Origin of the sequence: Lonsdalea britannica (assembly GCF_002111595.1) — a bacterium.
In the GTDB taxonomy this organism is placed as follows: domain Bacteria; phylum Pseudomonadota; class Gammaproteobacteria; order Enterobacterales; family Enterobacteriaceae; genus Lonsdalea; species Lonsdalea britannica.
In genome coordinates this window covers 58269-73798 of the sequence record NZ_LUTN01000013.1, presented here as the reverse complement: position 1 = coordinate 73798, position 15530 = coordinate 58269, and the positions used below count along the sequence as shown (strand labels likewise).

General features: G+C 57.5%; 17 protein-coding genes. 3 read left to right on the top strand and 14 right to left on the bottom strand.

Annotated elements, in window-relative coordinates; genetic code table 11:
- Positions 1 to 138: 138 nt before the first annotated feature.
- Entirely contained in the window at positions 139 to 1467 is a 1329-nt protein-coding gene (locus AU509_RS11945) for a polyamine export protein PaeA (RefSeq protein WP_085651139.1), read from the top strand.
- Positions 1468 to 1667: 200 nt separating this feature from the next.
- Here the strand turns inward: AU509_RS11945 and AU509_RS11940 are convergent, their stop codons facing one another.
- The 8 genes from AU509_RS11940 to AU509_RS11905 all read right to left on the bottom strand — a co-directional run bounded on the left by AU509_RS11940 (position 1668) and on the right by AU509_RS11905 (position 9700).
- Positions 1668 to 1874 (bottom strand): DUF1107 domain-containing protein, encoded by a 207-nt coding sequence (locus AU509_RS11940; RefSeq protein WP_026739210.1) that lies wholly within the window; start codon positions 1872 to 1874, stop codon positions 1668 to 1670.
- Between the two features lie 431 nt (positions 1875 to 2305).
- Positions 2306 to 3046: a 3'(2'),5'-bisphosphate nucleotidase CysQ gene (gene cysQ, locus AU509_RS11935; protein ID WP_085651138.1), complete on the bottom strand. Its 741-nt coding sequence runs from the start codon at positions 3044 to 3046 to the stop codon at positions 2306 to 2308.
- Positions 3047 to 3570: 524 nt separating this feature from the next.
- On the bottom strand, positions 3571 to 3945 hold the full coding sequence (locus AU509_RS11930; RefSeq protein ID WP_409359763.1) for a DUF2502 domain-containing protein: 375 nt from the start codon (positions 3943 to 3945) through the stop codon (positions 3571 to 3573).
- Between the two features lie 156 nt (positions 3946 to 4101).
- Complete coding sequence (locus AU509_RS11925; RefSeq protein WP_094118425.1) at positions 4102 to 5079, bottom strand: ABC transporter ATP-binding protein; 978 nt, start codon at positions 5077 to 5079, stop codon at positions 4102 to 4104.
- Positions 5080 to 6114, bottom strand: coding sequence for an ABC transporter ATP-binding protein (locus AU509_RS11920; protein WP_085651136.1), 1035 nt, complete (start codon positions 6112 to 6114; stop codon positions 5080 to 5082). It abuts the gene before it with no gap.
- 4 nt (positions 6115 to 6118) lie between these two features.
- On the bottom strand, positions 6119 to 7018 hold the full coding sequence (locus AU509_RS11915) for an ABC transporter permease (RefSeq protein WP_099045350.1): 900 nt from the start codon (positions 7016 to 7018) through the stop codon (positions 6119 to 6121).
- A gap of 2 nt (positions 7019 to 7020) precedes the next feature.
- On the bottom strand, positions 7021 to 7974 hold the full coding sequence (locus AU509_RS11910) for an ABC transporter permease (RefSeq protein WP_085651134.1): 954 nt from the start codon (positions 7972 to 7974) through the stop codon (positions 7021 to 7023).
- A gap of 52 nt (positions 7975 to 8026) precedes the next feature.
- Complete coding sequence (locus AU509_RS11905; RefSeq protein ID WP_094118424.1) at positions 8027 to 9700, bottom strand: ABC transporter substrate-binding protein; 1674 nt, start codon at positions 9698 to 9700, stop codon at positions 8027 to 8029.
- A 653-nt stretch (positions 9701 to 10353) separates the two neighbouring features.
- Here AU509_RS11905 and AU509_RS11900 point away from each other — a divergent pair.
- Positions 10354 to 11223, top strand: a complete 870-nt coding sequence (locus AU509_RS11900) for a nucleoside-specific channel-forming protein Tsx (protein WP_094118423.1) — start codon at positions 10354 to 10356, stop codon at positions 11221 to 11223.
- Positions 11224 to 11291: 68 nt separating this feature from the next.
- Here AU509_RS11900 and fklB read toward each other — a convergent pair whose 3' ends face one another.
- The gene (gene fklB, locus AU509_RS11895; RefSeq protein WP_094118422.1) at positions 11292 to 11912 is read right to left on the bottom strand and encodes an FKBP-type peptidyl-prolyl cis-trans isomerase; all 621 of its coding nucleotides are present in this window, start codon (positions 11910 to 11912) and stop codon (positions 11292 to 11294) included.
- 268 nt (positions 11913 to 12180) lie between these two features.
- Here fklB and AU509_RS11890 point away from each other — a divergent pair, with 268 nt between their 5' ends.
- The gene (locus tag AU509_RS11890; RefSeq protein ID WP_094118421.1) at positions 12181 to 12855 is read left to right on the top strand and encodes a LysM-like peptidoglycan-binding domain-containing protein; all 675 of its coding nucleotides are present in this window, start codon (positions 12181 to 12183) and stop codon (positions 12853 to 12855) included.
- A 162-nt stretch (positions 12856 to 13017) separates the two neighbouring features.
- On the opposite strand, the gene rplI is transcribed toward AU509_RS11890, so the two are convergent.
- The 5 genes from rplI to yjfP form a co-directional block, all read right to left on the bottom strand.
- Complete coding sequence (gene rplI / locus AU509_RS11885; protein ID WP_085651130.1) at positions 13018 to 13470, bottom strand: 50S ribosomal protein L9; 453 nt, start codon at positions 13468 to 13470, stop codon at positions 13018 to 13020.
- Positions 13471 to 13511: 41 nt separating this feature from the next.
- The gene (rpsR, locus tag AU509_RS11880; protein ID WP_000135199.1) at positions 13512 to 13739 is read right to left on the bottom strand and encodes a 30S ribosomal protein S18; all 228 of its coding nucleotides are present in this window, start codon (positions 13737 to 13739) and stop codon (positions 13512 to 13514) included.
- A 4-nt stretch (positions 13740 to 13743) separates the two neighbouring features.
- Positions 13744 to 14061, bottom strand: a complete 318-nt coding sequence (gene priB, locus AU509_RS11875) for a primosomal replication protein N (RefSeq protein WP_085651129.1) — start codon at positions 14059 to 14061, stop codon at positions 13744 to 13746.
- Between the two features lie 9 nt (positions 14062 to 14070).
- Complete coding sequence (gene rpsF, locus AU509_RS11870; protein ID WP_085651128.1) at positions 14071 to 14463, bottom strand: 30S ribosomal protein S6; 393 nt, start codon at positions 14461 to 14463, stop codon at positions 14071 to 14073.
- Between the two features lie 221 nt (positions 14464 to 14684).
- The gene (gene yjfP / locus AU509_RS11865) at positions 14685 to 15434 is read right to left on the bottom strand and encodes an esterase (protein ID WP_094118420.1); all 750 of its coding nucleotides are present in this window, start codon (positions 15432 to 15434) and stop codon (positions 14685 to 14687) included.
- Positions 15435 to 15530: the final 96 nt, after the last annotated feature.

The following is a 15530-nucleotide window of genomic DNA, read 5'->3' as shown; positions in this document are numbered from 1 at the left end:
CGGTTCTTTGACCGCTCCTGCTATAATGCCGCGGGCATGAGGCTGATAACCGGCCTTGTCCACGGCTCCCTGCCGTCGGTTCATGATTATTTTCCTTCCTGAGGATCGCCCTGTCTATTGAGGCAAAGCGAAAAAACTATGTTAAACAGTTTGTTATTAATTATTTTTCTTATCGCCGTTAGCGCGTTTTTCTCCGTGTCTGAAATCTCCCTGGCTGCATCGCGCAAAATCAAGCTCAAACTCATGGCGGACGAGGGCAACCAAAACGCCGCACGCGTGATGAAGCTCCAGGAGACGCCCGGTATTTTCTTTACCGTGATTCAGATTGGCGTTAATGCCGTCGCCATTCTTGCGGGTGTCGTCGGCGACGCCGCCTTCTCCCCCTACTTCAACATGCTGTTCGATAATGTGATGTCGCCGGAAATGGCCGAGCGTGTCAGTTTTATCTGCTCCTTCGTGCTGGTTACCAGCCTGTTTATCCTGCTTGGCGATTTGACGCCGAAACGCATAGGCATGATCGCCCCCGAAACGGTTGCCGTTCGGATCATCAACCCCATGCGCTTCTGTCTGCTGATATTCCGGCCGTTGGTCTGGCTGTTTAATGGCTTGGCGAACATGATCTTCCGGATGCTCAAGCTGCCGATGGTGCGTAAGGACGACATCACTTCAGACGACATTTATGCAGTGGTGGAGGCTGGCGCGCTGGCTGGCGTACTGCGTAAGCAGGAACATGAGCTGATCGAAAACGTGTTCGAGCTGGAATCCCGCACCGTACCGTCTTCCATGACCTCTCGCGAAAGCGTGGTGTTTTTCGACCTACATGCCGACGAGGAAAGTATCAAGGATAAAATCGCCCAGCAGCCGCACTCTAAATTCCTGGTTTGCGACGGCCATATCGATCAGATCGTCGGCTATGTCGATTCCAAAGACCTGCTGAACCGCGTGCTGGGAAATCAGAGCCTGGAACTGACCAGCGGCGTACAAATTCGTCCTGCGTTGATCGTGCCGGATACGCTAACGTTGTCCGAGGCGCTGGAAAGCTTCAAGACCGCGGGCGAAGACTTCGCAGTGATTCTGAATGAATATGCGCTGGTGGTCGGCATCATAACCCTTAACGACGTGATGACGACGCTCATGGGCGATTTAGTGGGTCAGGGGCTGGAAGAACAGATTGTGGCGCGTGACGCCAACTCCTGGCTGATCGAGGGCGGCACGCCGATCGACGACGTGATGCGCGTACTGAATATCGACGACTTCCCACACTCCGGCAACTACGAAACCATCGGCGGTTTCATGATGTACACCCTGCGAAAAATCCCTAAACGAACTGATTTCGTGCGTTTCGCAGGCTACAAGTTCGAAGTGGTGGATATCGACAGCTACAAGATAGACCAGCTGCTGGTCACTCGACTGGAAGACAAACCGGCGGGAAGCGCGGCCCCGGATGTCACCATCGTGCAGCCATAAAACGGTGTTTCACCCATTAAAAAAGGCCCGTTAACGGGCCTTTTTTTGACGCTGGATAACCGCAGGGCGTACCGGTCACCCTCATACCGGCGCAGATCCGAACCTGTTCTTTTTACACATCGTGCATCAATTCATTGCATGTGTCGCAACAGTTCGGTCCGCCGTCTCCAACATCCCTATTTCGAGGGCGATAAGCGGCGTTATGCCAGCTCTGACTGCAGTTTCATGACCTGACGGTTTACCTCAGACATGACTTCAAGATGCTGCTTGTCTTTCTTTTTCGGCAGTAAAATTTTGCCGTAATCGAACTCAAAAGCACCAACCCCTTTGATATACAAGCGGCCGCGAAACAGTGTCTTCACGTACTTGGCGACTTTAAAGGGATTATAGCGTTCGAAGATCCTCATACTTCCTCTCCTTACGTTGTTCCAGTAGTGCGCCTCCTGCCACCAACCCGGTACAGGGTGTATGACGCACCAAGCTTTATCCTACATTTAGGGTCGATATTTAATGGGAAGTTCCCTATAAGCCAGCATTATTTATCGCTTTTACATTAGTTTACGGAACAGAAAAACGCAAAATTTGATAAATCAGAATAAACCTTCAAATACCAGGGTAATACAGAACACCAATTGCCAGCGGCGTCTCCCGCCGTTTCAGCCAAATCATTGAGGCCGTGCGGTGTTATACCGTCCTTGTATGACGGAATGACGACGGCGCTTAAAAGTTTCGGACAATCCTCATAAAACTTTAAGGCGTTACAGAAAGGGAGAGCGCGAGAACAGCCTCTGAAGGGCTCCGGGCCAAGGACATGAGCCCGGAGAATAGGCTGACAGGATTAATACAGGGAAACGCGGAATCCGGGGTTGAGGAAGGATTCGCGAGGGAGATAAGACAGCGGCTGGCCTTGCCAGTCGTTAACCTGTGCGCCCGCCGCCAGCGCCACAGCGTGTCCTGCGGCGGTATCCCATACGCTAGTCGGTCCAAACCGTGGATAAAGCTGGGCCTTTCCTTCCGCCACCAGACAGAACTTCAGCGATGAACCGATAGCGACGGTCTGATGATCGCCCAGTTGAGCAAGATAGTCCTGCAGCTCCGCATCCGCATGGGAACGGCTGACCACGACCAGCGGAGGACGCGCGTCCTGTACCTGAATCGGCAGACGGACGCCGCACTCCTCTTTCCAGGCTTTGCCATCCGCGGCGGCGTACATCACGCCGGTCACCGGTACGTACACCACGCCCAGCACCGGTTTGCCGTCTTCAATCAGCGCGATGTTGACGGTGAATTCCCCGTTACGACTAATAAACTCTTTCGTTCCATCCAGCGGGTCCACCAGCCAGTAACGCTGCCAGCGCTGGCGTTCTGACCACTGCGGCGGATCTTCTTCAGACAGCAAGGGAATCGCCGGATAGTCCGTCGTCAGCCCCCGCGCAATCACCTTGTGCGCAGCGATATCGGCCGCGGTCACCGGTGAGTCATCCTGCTTATGTTTGACCTCAACCGGCGCCTGTCCCTCGTAAATTTGCATGATGGCGTCGCCCGCCTCACGCGCTAGCTGGCAAATATGATCTAGCATGGTGTCTCCTCTCTACCGGTTGCCGAGGCCGCCTGATGCCCCGTCTGATAACGCTGAAAAGGGATGAGTCGGCCATGATGCTACAGGCAATGACCGCGTCTGCACGCCCTTCGCTTATAGGGGATGATACTTCATCTGTTAACCCTGATTATATGAGATATCCCCTCCACTACCACCCCGTCCAAACACCGCACGAAGAGACACCGGCAGGCATGGGGCGAAGAAGCGCATTCCCTTCTCGAGACGGCCGCACCAGAGAACAGGGCAAAAAGCGCAGTGCAAAACATGATCCTGAGAAACCTGAAATGACGTCCCCGACAGTTGATGACCCCAAACGCAGGTGTGGACCGTTACCGTACCGGGACAGGTCAAACGGGCTTCGCCAGAGATTCAACGTAGGATACCAATGCCTGAAATGACAAGGGATGCCGCGCTTGCTGGCATCCCTTGAGAAGAAAACGGTGCTGAATCAGCCTGGTGTCGCAACAAGGGAAGCGAGCCTCCTCTTGCCGTCTGACGGGCGATTAGCGATGACGATCGTCGTCACGATGATGGTGTCCACGATCGCGGTCACGACGATCCCAATCCCGGTCAGGCCCGCGGTGGTGGCGCTCCTCGCGGTAGACCCGCGGCGGCGGCTGCACGACGATCACGCGCGGCGGCGGCTCATAGTAATGACGCGGCGGCGGCGGCGGTCTGTGATAGTGATGGCGTTCGCGCCAATAATCAGGATCGCGCCAGTAGCGGCCGTCCCAGTAATAGCCCCGTCTGTCGCGATCGCCAATGTGCAGCTGCACCCCCGGCAACGACAGACTCAGGCTGTCAGCTTGCGCGGCGGGCATCGTATAGACCACTCCTGCCATAACAGCAGCGAATAACAGCGGTTTAATCATCATCATACCCTCTACGTCACCGCGATGCGGCGTATGGCAACGGTATACGGGGAATCTGACACACGCTCTATCAGAAAATGGCTAATTTCCTGTTATTCCGCTAACGGCAGCACTTCCGGCCACAAAAAGGCCGCTACGACCGGCCCATTCAGGCAAATCGGCCTAGTTCTCCTGCCAGTGATGGCAGAAAACCTGATGCGACGGCGCGACCCGACTCTCCGTCGGCACCTGGCGCAGACAGGTTTCGCTGGCCTGCGGGCAGCGCGGCGCAAACGCGCAGCCCGCGGGCAGATTAGCCAGATCCGGCGGCGCGCCGGAGATACTCACCAGACGGCTTCCTTTTTCCAGTCCGCCCTGCGGGCGAGTGCCGAGCAACACGCGCGTATAGGGATGACGCGGGCTTTGCATCAGCTCGGCCAACGGCGCCTGCTCGACGATGCGTCCGCCGTACATCACCGCAACCCGGTCGGCCACTTCGACCGCCGCGCCGATATCGTGCGTCACGAAAATGATCGACAGGCCCAGTTGTTGCTGCAATTCGCGCAGCAGGATCAGAATCTGGATTTGCACCGTGGCATCCAGCGCCGTCGTGGGTTCGTCGGCCAACAACAGCTGTGGCTGACAAGCCAGCGCCAGCGCGATCATGGCGCGTTGCCGCATCCCGCCGGACATTTCATGCGGATAGGCGTTAAGTCGCTGTTCCGGGCTGGGGATTCTGACCCGCTGTAGTGCGTCCAGCGCTATTTCGCGCGCCTGCCGACGGGAAACGGCGCGGTGTCTGCGAACGGTTTCCATGATTTGCTGACCGATGGTGTAAACCGGGTCGAGCGCCAGTAACGGCTCCTGAAAAATCATCGCGACCGTGGGTCCACGCATCGCCCGTAGTTCACGCGGAGACAGCGACATCACATCCTGACCGGCGATACGAATCTGACCATCAATCGTCGTGGTTCGGGCCGGATGCAGGCGCATTAACGCACGCAGCGTCACGCTTTTTCCGGAGCCGGATTCGCCGATCAACGCCAGCACTTCTCCACGCCCCAGCGCCAGATTCACGCCGTTCACCGCCGATAGCGTCTGATTGCCACGGCGAAACGTCACCCGCAGATCGTCGACCGCCATTAAAGATTGTGTCGTCATTCAGACCTCCTCGGTAGTGAGCGCGGCGGCGCTGTGCGAATGCCCGGCATCCGTTTCCGCCATCAGGCAAGCCACCTGATGCCCGTCGCCGCAGGATGACATGATGGGTTTTCGCTGGGCGCACACCGCCTCGGCGTGCGGACAGCGGGTATGGAAACGGCAGCCGGACGGCGGCCGAATAGGACTCGGAGGATCGCCGCTCAGCGGCGCCTGCTGGGTTCGGGCGCCAGGGTCCATCGACGGCATCGAGCTTAACAACGCGCGCGTATAAGGATGACGCGCCCGCTCGAACAGACTTTCCGCGGGACCGACCTCCACCACCTCGCCCAAGTACATCACCATGATGCGATCGGACAGATAGCGCACCACGTGGAGGTCGTGGCTGATGAAGACATAGGTCAGATTCATGCTCTCTTTCAAATCCAACAGCAGGTTGATGACCTGCGCCTCAACGGACTTATCCAGCGCCGAGACCGCTTCATCCAGAATCACCAGCCGCGGCTCGACCGCCAAAGCACGAGCGATATTCACGCGCTGCCGCTGGCCGCCGGACAACTCATGCGGATAACGCCCGGCGAAGCGCGTGGGGTCCAGTCCCACCTTCTCCAGCAAATCGCGCGCGCGTCGTTTCGCCTCCGCGGCAGGCACCCCGTGAACCGACGGCCCGAAGGCGACCGCCGCCTGCATCGTCAGACGCGGATTCAGCGAGGAGTAGCTGTCCTGAAACACCATCTGCACCTGTCGCCGGTAGTCGCGCAAAGACAGCTGGCTGCCGCCGACCGTCAGCCCGTCGAAAATCAGCTCGCCGCTATCCTGCGCGATAAGCTGCATCAACACGCGGGCCGTCGTCGATTTTCCACAGCCGGATTCGCCGACAACGCCCAACGTTTCTCCCTTCATCACGCTGAACGCGATACCGTCCAGCGCGCGCACCCGTTCCGCTTTGCCCAATCCGCCCTTTAACGGGAAGTGCTTCACCAGATCGGTGCCGATCAGCAGCGGCTGAGCGGGGCCGCCAATATCCTGAGTACTCATCGCATCAGCTCCTTATCGCCATCGCGATCCGCAGTCGGTCGGCGAGGAGGTTGAAAGAGATCGACGTGATAAAGATCATCGCGCCGGGCAGCGCCGATACCCACGGCTGGGTATAGATCGCCGTACGCAGCGTATTCAGCATCAGCCCCCATTCCGGCTCCGGCGGTTTCACGCCGAGACCAAGGAACGACAAGCCGGAGGCAAGGATCATCGACACCGAGATCAACCCGGTCGAAAACACAAAAATCGGTCCCAGCACATTGCCCAACACCTGAGTGCGGATAATCACCCACGCCGAAGCGCCGGACGCGCGCGCGGCTTCGATATAGTCGCGATTGCGCACCTGGGTCGTGACGCTTTCCGCAATGCGCGTCACCTGCGGCACGAACACCAGCGTCAGGGACAGCAGCGCGTTGCCGACGCCCGCGCCCATCGCGCCGGAAAGCGCTATCGCCAGCAGCACGGAAGGAAACGCATAGAAGACGTCGATAGTCCGCATGATCAGCGTATTCAGCCACCCGCCCGCATACCCGGCGACGACGCCGATCGCAGAGCCGATAAAAAACGCGAGGATCACCGGCGTAATCCCCATAAACAGCGACAGCCGCGCGCCGAGCATCAGGCGCGAGAGCATGTCTCGTCCCAGCTCGTCGGTGCCGAGCGGGAAACCGGGCGTGCCGATGGGCTTTAGCCGTTTAAACATGGACGTGCTATAGGGATCGCCATGCACCAGCCAGGGACCAAAGATCGCCAGCAGCAGCAACACCATGATCACGCTGCCGACGCACCACGCGGTGGGATCTTTCGCCATACGTTTTCCGACTTCCCGCCAATAGCCGGAAGCGCGGTCGATCGGCGCCGTCTCAACCACCGGAGAGGGCGCAACGCCGATATTCACACTCATGCTCATCCCCTCTTGATGCGCGGATCGATCAGCGTTTGCAGCACATCCACCAGCAGGTTCAGCACGACGAAAAACAGCGCTAAAACCCAAATGGTGCCCTGCAACAGCGGCAAATCGCGTTGAAAAATCGCCGAGTTGAGCAGCATTCCGGTCCCCGGCCAGGAGAAGACAGTCTCAACCAGAATGGAACCGCCCATCAGATAGCCGACCTGTAGGCCCATCACCGCCATCGCGGTTGGGGCGGCATTCTTGGCGACATGGCGAAACAGCGTCAGTTCGCTCATGCCTTTCGCCCGCAGCCCGACAATAAATTCCTGAGATAGCGTTTCCGCCACCTGCGCCCGCACCGTGCGCGCGATAATGCCGGTCGGGATCACCGACAGCGTCATCGCGGGCAGCAGCATAAACCGCAGATGCGCCCAGTCCCACGCCCAGCCGCCCTCGCCTAACGGACCGCCACCGGTCGCAGGCAGCCAGTTGAGCTGAGAGGAGAACACGATGACCAGCAGCATCCCCAGCCAATAGTGCGGTACGCTGACGCCGAAGACCGACAGCACGGAAGCCAGTCGGTCCAGCCAGCTATCCTGAAAATAGCCCGCGACGAAGCCGAAGAAGCTGCCGAGCAGAAAACCGATCAGCGTCGCCAGCAGCGCCAGACGCAGCGAATAGCCGACGGCGTTCATCACCTCGACAAACACCGGCCGACCGCTGGCAATCGACATCCCTAAATCGCCCTGCACGGCGTGCCACAGCCAGAGCCCGAACTGCACGGGCAGCGGCCGGTCAAAACCATAGTCGCGAATCAGCTGCTGGCGTAGCGCTTCCGAGGCATCCGGCGGCATGACCGACACCAGCGGGTCGCCCGGCGTCATATGCACCAGCATGAAACACACCAGTGCAACCCCAAGCAGAATGGGCGTCGCCAGCAGCAGACGACGGATCAGATAGACAAACATGGCTCCTCCGCGATGGGGTTAGGTGCCGCCCGAGAAGGGCGGCCAGACGGTATCACTCCGCTTTCTTGGCGGGCAGCGTCAGGTCGATCATCCAACTCTGCGCCTGCACGACGCCGGTCACGGCAGGTGAAATGGCGCGCGGCGCCATGTCATGCCCCACGAACAGGAACGGCGTTTCATCCACTATCGCGGTGTGGAGTTCGGCCGCGGCGGCATCCAGCGCGGCGGGTTCGAAGGCATTACGGGTTTTGGTAATCAACGCCTCGATCTGCGGCGTGGAGAAATAGCCCCAGTTGGTGGAGACGGGCGGGAAGGTTTTTTCGCTGGCGAAACGCATCATGCCGAAGTACGGATCCATCACCGCCGCGCTGACGTTGACAGCATTGGCGCCCTGCGCCGCCGGATCTTTCGCGCCCAGTCGCCAGCCGCTGAACAGCGTATTCCACTCCGTCACCTGAATATTGACGTTGAAGTAGCAGGCTTTCAGGCTTTGCTGAATAAACTCGTTCATGGGCAACGGTTGCATTTGCCCGGAACCGGAAGCGGAGGCCAGAACTTTGACCGACAACGGTTTACTCTCGCTGTACCCTGCTTCCTGCATCAGTTTGCGCGCCGCGTCCGCGTCATAGCGGATCTTGAACTGCGGATGGCCGTACCACGGCGAATCCTTTTCATAAATGCCGGTGGCTTCCTGCATATAACCGCCGAGATACGACTTCAGTTCGCTACGGTCGATACACAGGTTGGCCGCCTGACGGACGCGTTTATCCAACCACGGCGAGCCCGGCGCGAAAGAAAACTGCCACGGCCAGAGGTGCGGCTGCGCATTGGCGTAGATCTTGAAGCCGCGGCTCTTGATCTGTTCCATCACATCCGGCGCGGGCGCCTCGATCCAGTCCACCTGACCGGACAACAACGCCGCCGTGCGGGCATTCGCTTCCGGCAGCGGCACCAAAATCAGATGGTCGACTTTCGGCACGCGTTTGCTGTCCCAATAGTCGGGGTTTTTATCGAGCGTCAGCTGCTGGCGCGGCACCAGCTTATTCATTTTGAACGGCCCGGTCCCCACCGCTTTGGCGGCAAAGGCGGTCCAGGCCTGCTTGGCGCGCTCCGCTCGGTCGGTCACCGAAGCAGGCACAGCGTCAAAGGCCTGCTGCCACGCGGTGGGCGAGACGATAAACAGGTTGGTGAGGTTATAAGGCAGGACGGCGTCCGGCTCGGTCGTCACCAGCGCTACCGTCAAATCGTCAATCTTGCGTGCGGACACCAGCGTCGGCATACGCGACGCGGTCGTGCCGATCTGCGCGGGCGCGAACTGAACAGACGCTTTGTTCAGCACCTTATCCACATTCCACACCACCGCATCGGCATTGAACGGCGTGCCGTCATGAAACTTGACGCCCGGACGCAGCGTGAAGGTCCATTGTGTAGGATCGTCCGGGTTCACTTTCCAGCCCGTCGCCAGACCGGGTATCAGTCCGCTGGGCTTTTCGCCCTGCGACAGATCCCACTGCGTCAGCGAATCATAAAGCGTGATGCCGGTGAAGCGGTTGCCTTCGTACCCCTGATCGGGCTGGCCCAACGTCAGTGGAATATCCGCCGCCGTCATGCCAATACGTAACGTGCTTTCAGCGCGAGCGACAGCCGGCAACGTCGCCCCCACCATCAGAACGGCCAGAGCCAAACGAGTCAAAGAAAACGTGGGACCGGAACAGTGTTCTTTCATCAGCAGCATTCCTTGGTGTGGTGGAGGTATCATCCACCTGCACGCAAGCCGCGTACCAACTTTCGTCTAAAACGATAGGTTTAACTTATTAAAAATCGATATATAGGCGGTTTTCAACGAATTAGGCGCATAAACATTAGGTGCAAGCACATCGCAGAAGAGAAAACCGGCTAAGAACTGATGCAGACCAAACTTTCCCGCCATCGTTCCGTTGATACTACAGCCCGCCGTTGACGGCCGGCCCCATCGGCGATGTCCGGCTCTTCGCTGGTGCATACACCGCCTGTCTTTCACCAAAAAGAGGCGAAATACGCAGGTATTGAACGGACTTTCCGTTTCAACATCCTCCAGGTATTGCATCAGGTAACAAAACGCAAGGCGGAAAGGAAGCCGACGTTTTCTGGTATGTCATTTGCTTCTGACCGGCAGAGGTCAAAGGGCTCAGGAAAGAATCAGGCTCGGCCATGCCGTGATTGAAAGACCTGCGCCCCACCGTTATGCCGTTCTGAACACGGTGAATCAACGCGGCAGAGAGGGATGACAGCCCTTGCCGCCAGACACGCTTAACTTTCCACGATTTTGGTGCTGCGTGTTTTCAGCACGCCGTCACCTTTAACGAGCAGGAAACGCTCTTTGTTTTAACGAGGAAACACATGAAGAAAATCGCCTTTGCCGCCGGTGCGCTGCTGGCTTCGTCTTTTAGCGCGGCCGCGGCCGACGGTCAGTATGCCTCAGACTGGTGGCATCAGAGCGTCAACGTCGTCGGCAGCTACCATACCCGCTTTGGACCACAGCTCAATAACGACCTTTATCTGGAATACGAAGCCTTCGCCAAAACAGACTTACTCGACTTTTACGGCTATGTGGATGTTCCCAAGTTCTTTGGCGTCGGCAACACGCCCGACAGCGGCATCTGGGACAAAGGCTCTCCGCTGTTTATGGAAATCGAACCCCGCGTTTCCCTCGATAACCTGACCGGCACCGATCTCAGCTTCGGTCCCTTCAAGCAGTGGTACTTCGCCAATAACTATATCTACGACCTCGGGCATAACGCCGACGGACGTCAGAATACCTGGTACATGGGGCTTGGCACCGACATCGATACCGGTCTGCCGATCAACCTGTCGCTGAACGTATACGCTAAATATCAGTGGGAAAACTATCAGGCGGCCAACGAAAACCAGTGGGACGGCTATCGCATCAAGGTGAAATACTTTGTTCCGCTGACCCCGCTGTGGGGCGGCAACTTGAGCTACATCGGTTTCACCAACTTCGACTTTGGCTCCGATTTGGCCAAGGACAGCAACTGGGTAGACGGTAACGGTAAGCAAGTACGCACCAGCAACTCTATTGCCTCCAGCCACATTCTGTCGCTGGGCTACGATCACTGGCACTACGCGCTCGTCGCGCGCTATTTCCATCACGGCGGACAATGGCAGGATGGGGCGGAGATTGGCACGCCGCAGGGGCCGATCAAATCGACCGGATGGGGATATTACGCCATGGTGGGGTATAACTTCTAACGAGGCAGTCGCTCTCGTGGTAAGGCGAGATGTCAGACCGCCCGTCGACGGTCTGACGGTTTCCTGACTTACAGGATTTCCAGCAGCTCGACTTCAAAAATCAGCGCGCTGAACGGCGGGATGGACGCGCCAGCGCCACGTTCGCCGTAGGCCAGGTCCTGCGGGATATACAGTTCCCACTTGGAACCGACCGGCATCAGGGTCAGAGCTTCAACCCAGCCTGGGATAACGCCGCTGACCGGGAATTCCGCCGGCTGGCCGCGCTGTACGGAGCTGTCGAAGACCGTACCGTCGATCAGACGACCGGTGTAGTGCACACGTACGCGGTCCTGACGGGCAGGAATATCGCCTTCGCCCTGAGTCAACACACGGAACTGAAGACCAGACTCGGTGCTGCTCACGCCTTCTTTCTGCGCATTCTCTTCCAGGAAACGCTGACCTTCTACCGCCAGCTCGCGCTGACGTTCGCGGCGTACCGCATCCGCACGTTCATGAACTTCACGCAACGCACGGTGAACGACGTCGACCGGTACGGCTGGCGCCTGTCCGTCAAGAGCATCACGCAGGCCAGCGACCAGCGCTTCAGGAAGCAGCCCTTCCAGACCCGATTCCTGTAACTGTTGACCGATCTGCAGGCCGATGCCGTAGCTTGCCTGGGCTTCTACGCTGTCATAAGAAGGCGTTGTCATTGATGTTCCTTTTTTCTGTAAAAATAGCGAACGTGCAGCATAACAGCGTGAGGTTTATGGGTAAAATTTTCTCTGTCCAGCCCCGCCGGACGCGCGCTGACATACCTTGTGACCGATAGCGTGGACTCCGCCCCAAAAGCGTTCTGACTTACTGGCTATCATTAAGGGATTACCGATATACTCAAGGCGTTTTACCTTACACGGTAGCAAGAGAGGTCATCATGGCAGAATCGCGCCCAGGAGAAGTAAAACTCGCAGGGATTCCCGCATGCTATGGCAATCCTGCCTGCGCTTGTGGCGTCAACGTCCCTGGCAGTTCCGCATCGCCGATAAAATGCCAGGCCGCAGACCGTCCGCGTCAGCCTCCGCACGTCGCATCCCCTATGGCCGAATCTCGCCGCTGCTACGTCAGCTCTGGCATGTGCCGGACCGCTTCCAGTGGATGGAACCGCTGCCCTATCCGCATCGTCGCGGGTTGCTGATTGCGGCGACCTTGCTGCTGATTGTGCTGCTCTGGCCCTATTCTCCAACGCCGGAGTCTCCGAACGTCGCCAGCCCCACAAATGTTCCGTTGGCGTCAGAGCCCGCTCCGGTTCAAGCCAGGCTGGTCAATCCAACGCCGCATACTGTTTCAGCCCCTGCGCCGGAACAAGCAGAAGCGGCTCCCGCAGCAACGGAAAAACCGTGGCAAAACTACCAGATAGCCTCAGGACAAACGCTGGCGCAGCTTTTTCGCGATCACAACCTGCCGGTTAACGACGTGTTCGCCATGGCGCAGGTGGAAGGCAGCGACAAACCGCTCAGCAGTCTTCATGCGGGACAAAAGGTCAGACTGCGGTTGAATGCGCAGGACGTGGTGTCGGAATTAGAGATTGATACAACGGATAACCAGACGGTGCAGTTCGTCCGTCAGCAGGACGGCGCGTTTGTTCGCACTCGCTAGGTGGCGTTTGAGTCACGGATAGGAAAGTCAAAAAGAAAGCGGGCGCTTTCTGTCAGCGGAAAGGGCCTGTTACCCACCCAGGTGAATTATCGATTCACTCCCCCCAGAAATGCAAAACGCTGGCACAAGGCCAGCGTTTTACGACGTTAACATCAGCGTAAATTACGCTTCAGCAACGATAACCACGTTCAGCTTAGCGAATACGTCGCTGTGAACCTGGAAGCTCACTTCGTGTTCGCCCAGAGTACGCAGAACGCCATCCGGCAGGCGGACTTCGCTTTTCGCAACTTCAACGCCAGCTGCGGTAACCGCATCAGCGATGTCACGAGTACCGATAGAACCAAACAGTTTACCTTCATCACCCGCTTTGGAAGCGATGGTGACGTTAGCCAGTTCGTTCAGTTTAGCGGCACGAGCTTCAGCTGCGGCCAGAACGTCAGCCAGTTTGGCTTCCAGTTCAGCGCGACGAGCTTCGAAGAACTCAACGTTTTTCTTGGTTGCCGGCACAGCTTTGCCCTGCGGAACCAGGAAGTTACGAGCGTAGCCCGCTTTAACGTTTACCTGGTCGCCCAGGCTGCCCAGGTTTGCTACTTTATCAAGCAGAATAACTTGCATTACCTTATCCTCTTAAAGTCTTGTTAATAGACAGCAGCCGATTACTGATGACGATCGGTGTACGGCAGCAAAGACAGGTAGCGCGCGCGCTTGATAGCACGGGCCAGTTGACGCTGATATTTTGCACGCGTACCGGTGATACGGCTCGGTACAATTTTACCACTTTCAGTGATGTAGTTTTTCAGCGTAGCGATGTCTTTATAGTCAATCTCTTGAACGCCTTCCGCGGTGAAACGGCAGAACTTGCGACGACGGAAATAACGTGCCATTTGGCTAGTCTCCAGAATCTATCAATTCAATCTGCTCGGCATGTAGAACAACCTTGTTCAGGCCATTGCGCCCTTGGTGGCAACTAATGAAACCATGAACGGTGAGTTGCATGCCGACCGTTATACTGTGAGTTAATGCTTGTGACGGGTGTCCACTGACAACCACGGGCATACGGCACCATGCTTGCCGGTTAAATCCGGCTTCCTGCTGCGAAGAACGATGCTCAAGCACGAACTGGCAGTGAGGAATACCCGAAGGACTGACTTTTCGAATGGGCGTCTTGCACACGGTGCCGGACAGTACCAGTCGATTAGTCGTCATCACGGCAAATTACTCTGCAGAATCCCCAGCTTCAGCATCATCGCTGGTTTCTGCGAAATCTTCACGACGCTCGCGGCGCTCGTCTTTCGCTTTTACCATCGGGGAAGCTTCAGTTACCGCGTGTTTAACGCGCATAACCATGCTGCGGATAACGGCGTCGTTGAAGCGGAAGTTTGTTTCCAGCTCATCGATCACTTCCTGCGGAGCTTCCACGTTCAGCAGAACGTAGTGAGCTTTGTGCAGTTTGTTGATCGGGTAAGCCAGCTGACGGCGGCCCCAGTCTTCCAGACGGTGGATCGTACCTTCAGCACCAGTGATAGCACCGGTGTAACGTTCGATCATACCTGGAACCTGTTCGCTTTGGTCAGGATGAACCATAAAAACGATTTCGTAATGACGCATCGAATTGCTCCTTACGGATTATTCAGCCTCCTGTCAGGGTCAGCCGCGGCCCATGGAAGCAAGGAACGTAGTTGTGTGCGGCCGAAAAAATGACGCGCAATTATAAGTGCCCCGTACAGGTAACACAAGCGACAATGTGGCCGGGAAAGCAGAAAGGCCGCGAGAAAAAGACGCGGCCTTAGAGTCAATGATGTGATTGACGACAGGAAAACGTCCGCCACTCAGAGGTGCTGACGGAAAAAATGGGCGCCCGCCCGCAGCGCGGTGGGGGTGATTTTATGGCCGATACCCGCCTCCGTCAGATAAGTCACGTTCGCGTCCAGCTGACGTTTGGCAAGCGCCTGATACAAACGTTCAGTCTCGTCCGCCGGTACCAGCGTATCCGCCAGCCCATGCCACAGCAGCAGCGGTCGGTCAGACACTTTTTCCAGCTGATGCCCCACATCGTAAGGCGCAAGCTGTTCTGCCAGCGACGCGAATTGCGGCGCGTTCTGCGGTTCATCCGGCGCGACCGGAGGGAACAAAGAGCGCGACAATGATGAGACATAGCCCGATCCCATAAAGGCCGCCACCGCGTTGATCCACGGATACTGCGTCATCGACGCTAACGCGGTCATCCCCCCCAATGAAGCGCCGCAGACGCCAATGCGCCCGTCTTCAATCAATCCCAACTGACGGAAATGCGCCACGTACTCCGGCAGCTCCCGGACATTCTGCTGGAAGATATCCCAGAAATGATGCAAACGCCGCGCGTCGTCACCGTCAAAGCGGGCGCCGTGCATCGGGGCATCCGGGGAAACCACGCGAAATCCGGCATGCGCCAGCGCATAGCCGAAGTAGGAATAGACCTCTTTCGAGGAGGTGAAACCGTGAAAGAAGAAAACGGTGGGCAGAGACGCAGCCTGTTTGCCTGATGGCGTAGCGTGCAACGCCTCAACGCCGTTTATCGTGGTTACCGAAATATCGACCATCAGTGTCACCTCCCTTTTCGTTCATCTACGCCGCCAGTGCCGTCGCCAGCGCGTTTACTCCCCATACCATAGCGCCAAACACACCTGAGGGATAAA

Bases quoted from the DNA above. Each gene is read 5' to 3' on its own strand.
- AU509_RS11945 (WP_085651139.1), top strand. From the start codon at position 139: ATGTTAAACAGTTTGTTATTAATTATTTTTCTTATCGCCGTTAGCGCG.
- AU509_RS11940 (WP_026739210.1), bottom strand. From the start codon at position 1,874: ATGAGGATCTTCGAACGCTATAATCCCTTTAAAGTCGCCAAGTACGTG.
- cysQ (WP_085651138.1), bottom strand. From the start codon at position 3,046: ATGCTAGATCATATTTGCCAGCTAGCGCGTGAGGCGGGCGACGCCATC.
- AU509_RS11930 (WP_409359763.1), bottom strand. From the start codon at position 3,945: ATGATGATGATTAAACCGCTGTTATTCGCTGCTGTTATGGCAGGAGTG.
- AU509_RS11925 (WP_094118425.1), bottom strand. From the start codon at position 5,079: ATGACGACACAATCTTTAATGGCGGTCGACGATCTGCGGGTGACGTTT.
- AU509_RS11920 (WP_085651136.1), bottom strand. From the start codon at position 6,114: ATGAGTACTCAGGATATTGGCGGCCCCGCTCAGCCGCTGCTGATCGGC.
- AU509_RS11915 (WP_099045350.1), bottom strand. From the start codon at position 7,018: ATGAGTGTGAATATCGGCGTTGCGCCCTCTCCGGTGGTTGAGACGGCG.
- AU509_RS11910 (WP_085651134.1), bottom strand. From the start codon at position 7,974: ATGTTTGTCTATCTGATCCGTCGTCTGCTGCTGGCGACGCCCATTCTG.
- AU509_RS11905 (WP_094118424.1), bottom strand. From the start codon at position 9,700: ATGAAAGAACACTGTTCCGGTCCCACGTTTTCTTTGACTCGTTTGGCT.
- AU509_RS11900 (WP_094118423.1), top strand. From the start codon at position 10,354: ATGAAGAAAATCGCCTTTGCCGCCGGTGCGCTGCTGGCTTCGTCTTTT.
- fklB (WP_094118422.1), bottom strand. From the start codon at position 11,912: ATGACAACGCCTTCTTATGACAGCGTAGAAGCCCAGGCAAGCTACGGC.
- AU509_RS11890 (WP_094118421.1), top strand. From the start codon at position 12,181: ATGCTATGGCAATCCTGCCTGCGCTTGTGGCGTCAACGTCCCTGGCAG.
- rplI (WP_085651130.1), bottom strand. From the start codon at position 13,470: ATGCAAGTTATTCTGCTTGATAAAGTAGCAAACCTGGGCAGCCTGGGC.
- rpsR (WP_000135199.1), bottom strand. From the start codon at position 13,739: ATGGCACGTTATTTCCGTCGTCGCAAGTTCTGCCGTTTCACCGCGGAA.
- priB (WP_085651129.1), bottom strand. From the start codon at position 14,061: ATGACGACTAATCGACTGGTACTGTCCGGCACCGTGTGCAAGACGCCC.
- rpsF (WP_085651128.1), bottom strand. From the start codon at position 14,463: ATGCGTCATTACGAAATCGTTTTTATGGTTCATCCTGACCAAAGCGAA.
- yjfP (WP_094118420.1), bottom strand. From the start codon at position 15,434: ATGGTCGATATTTCGGTAACCACGATAAACGGCGTTGAGGCGTTGCAC.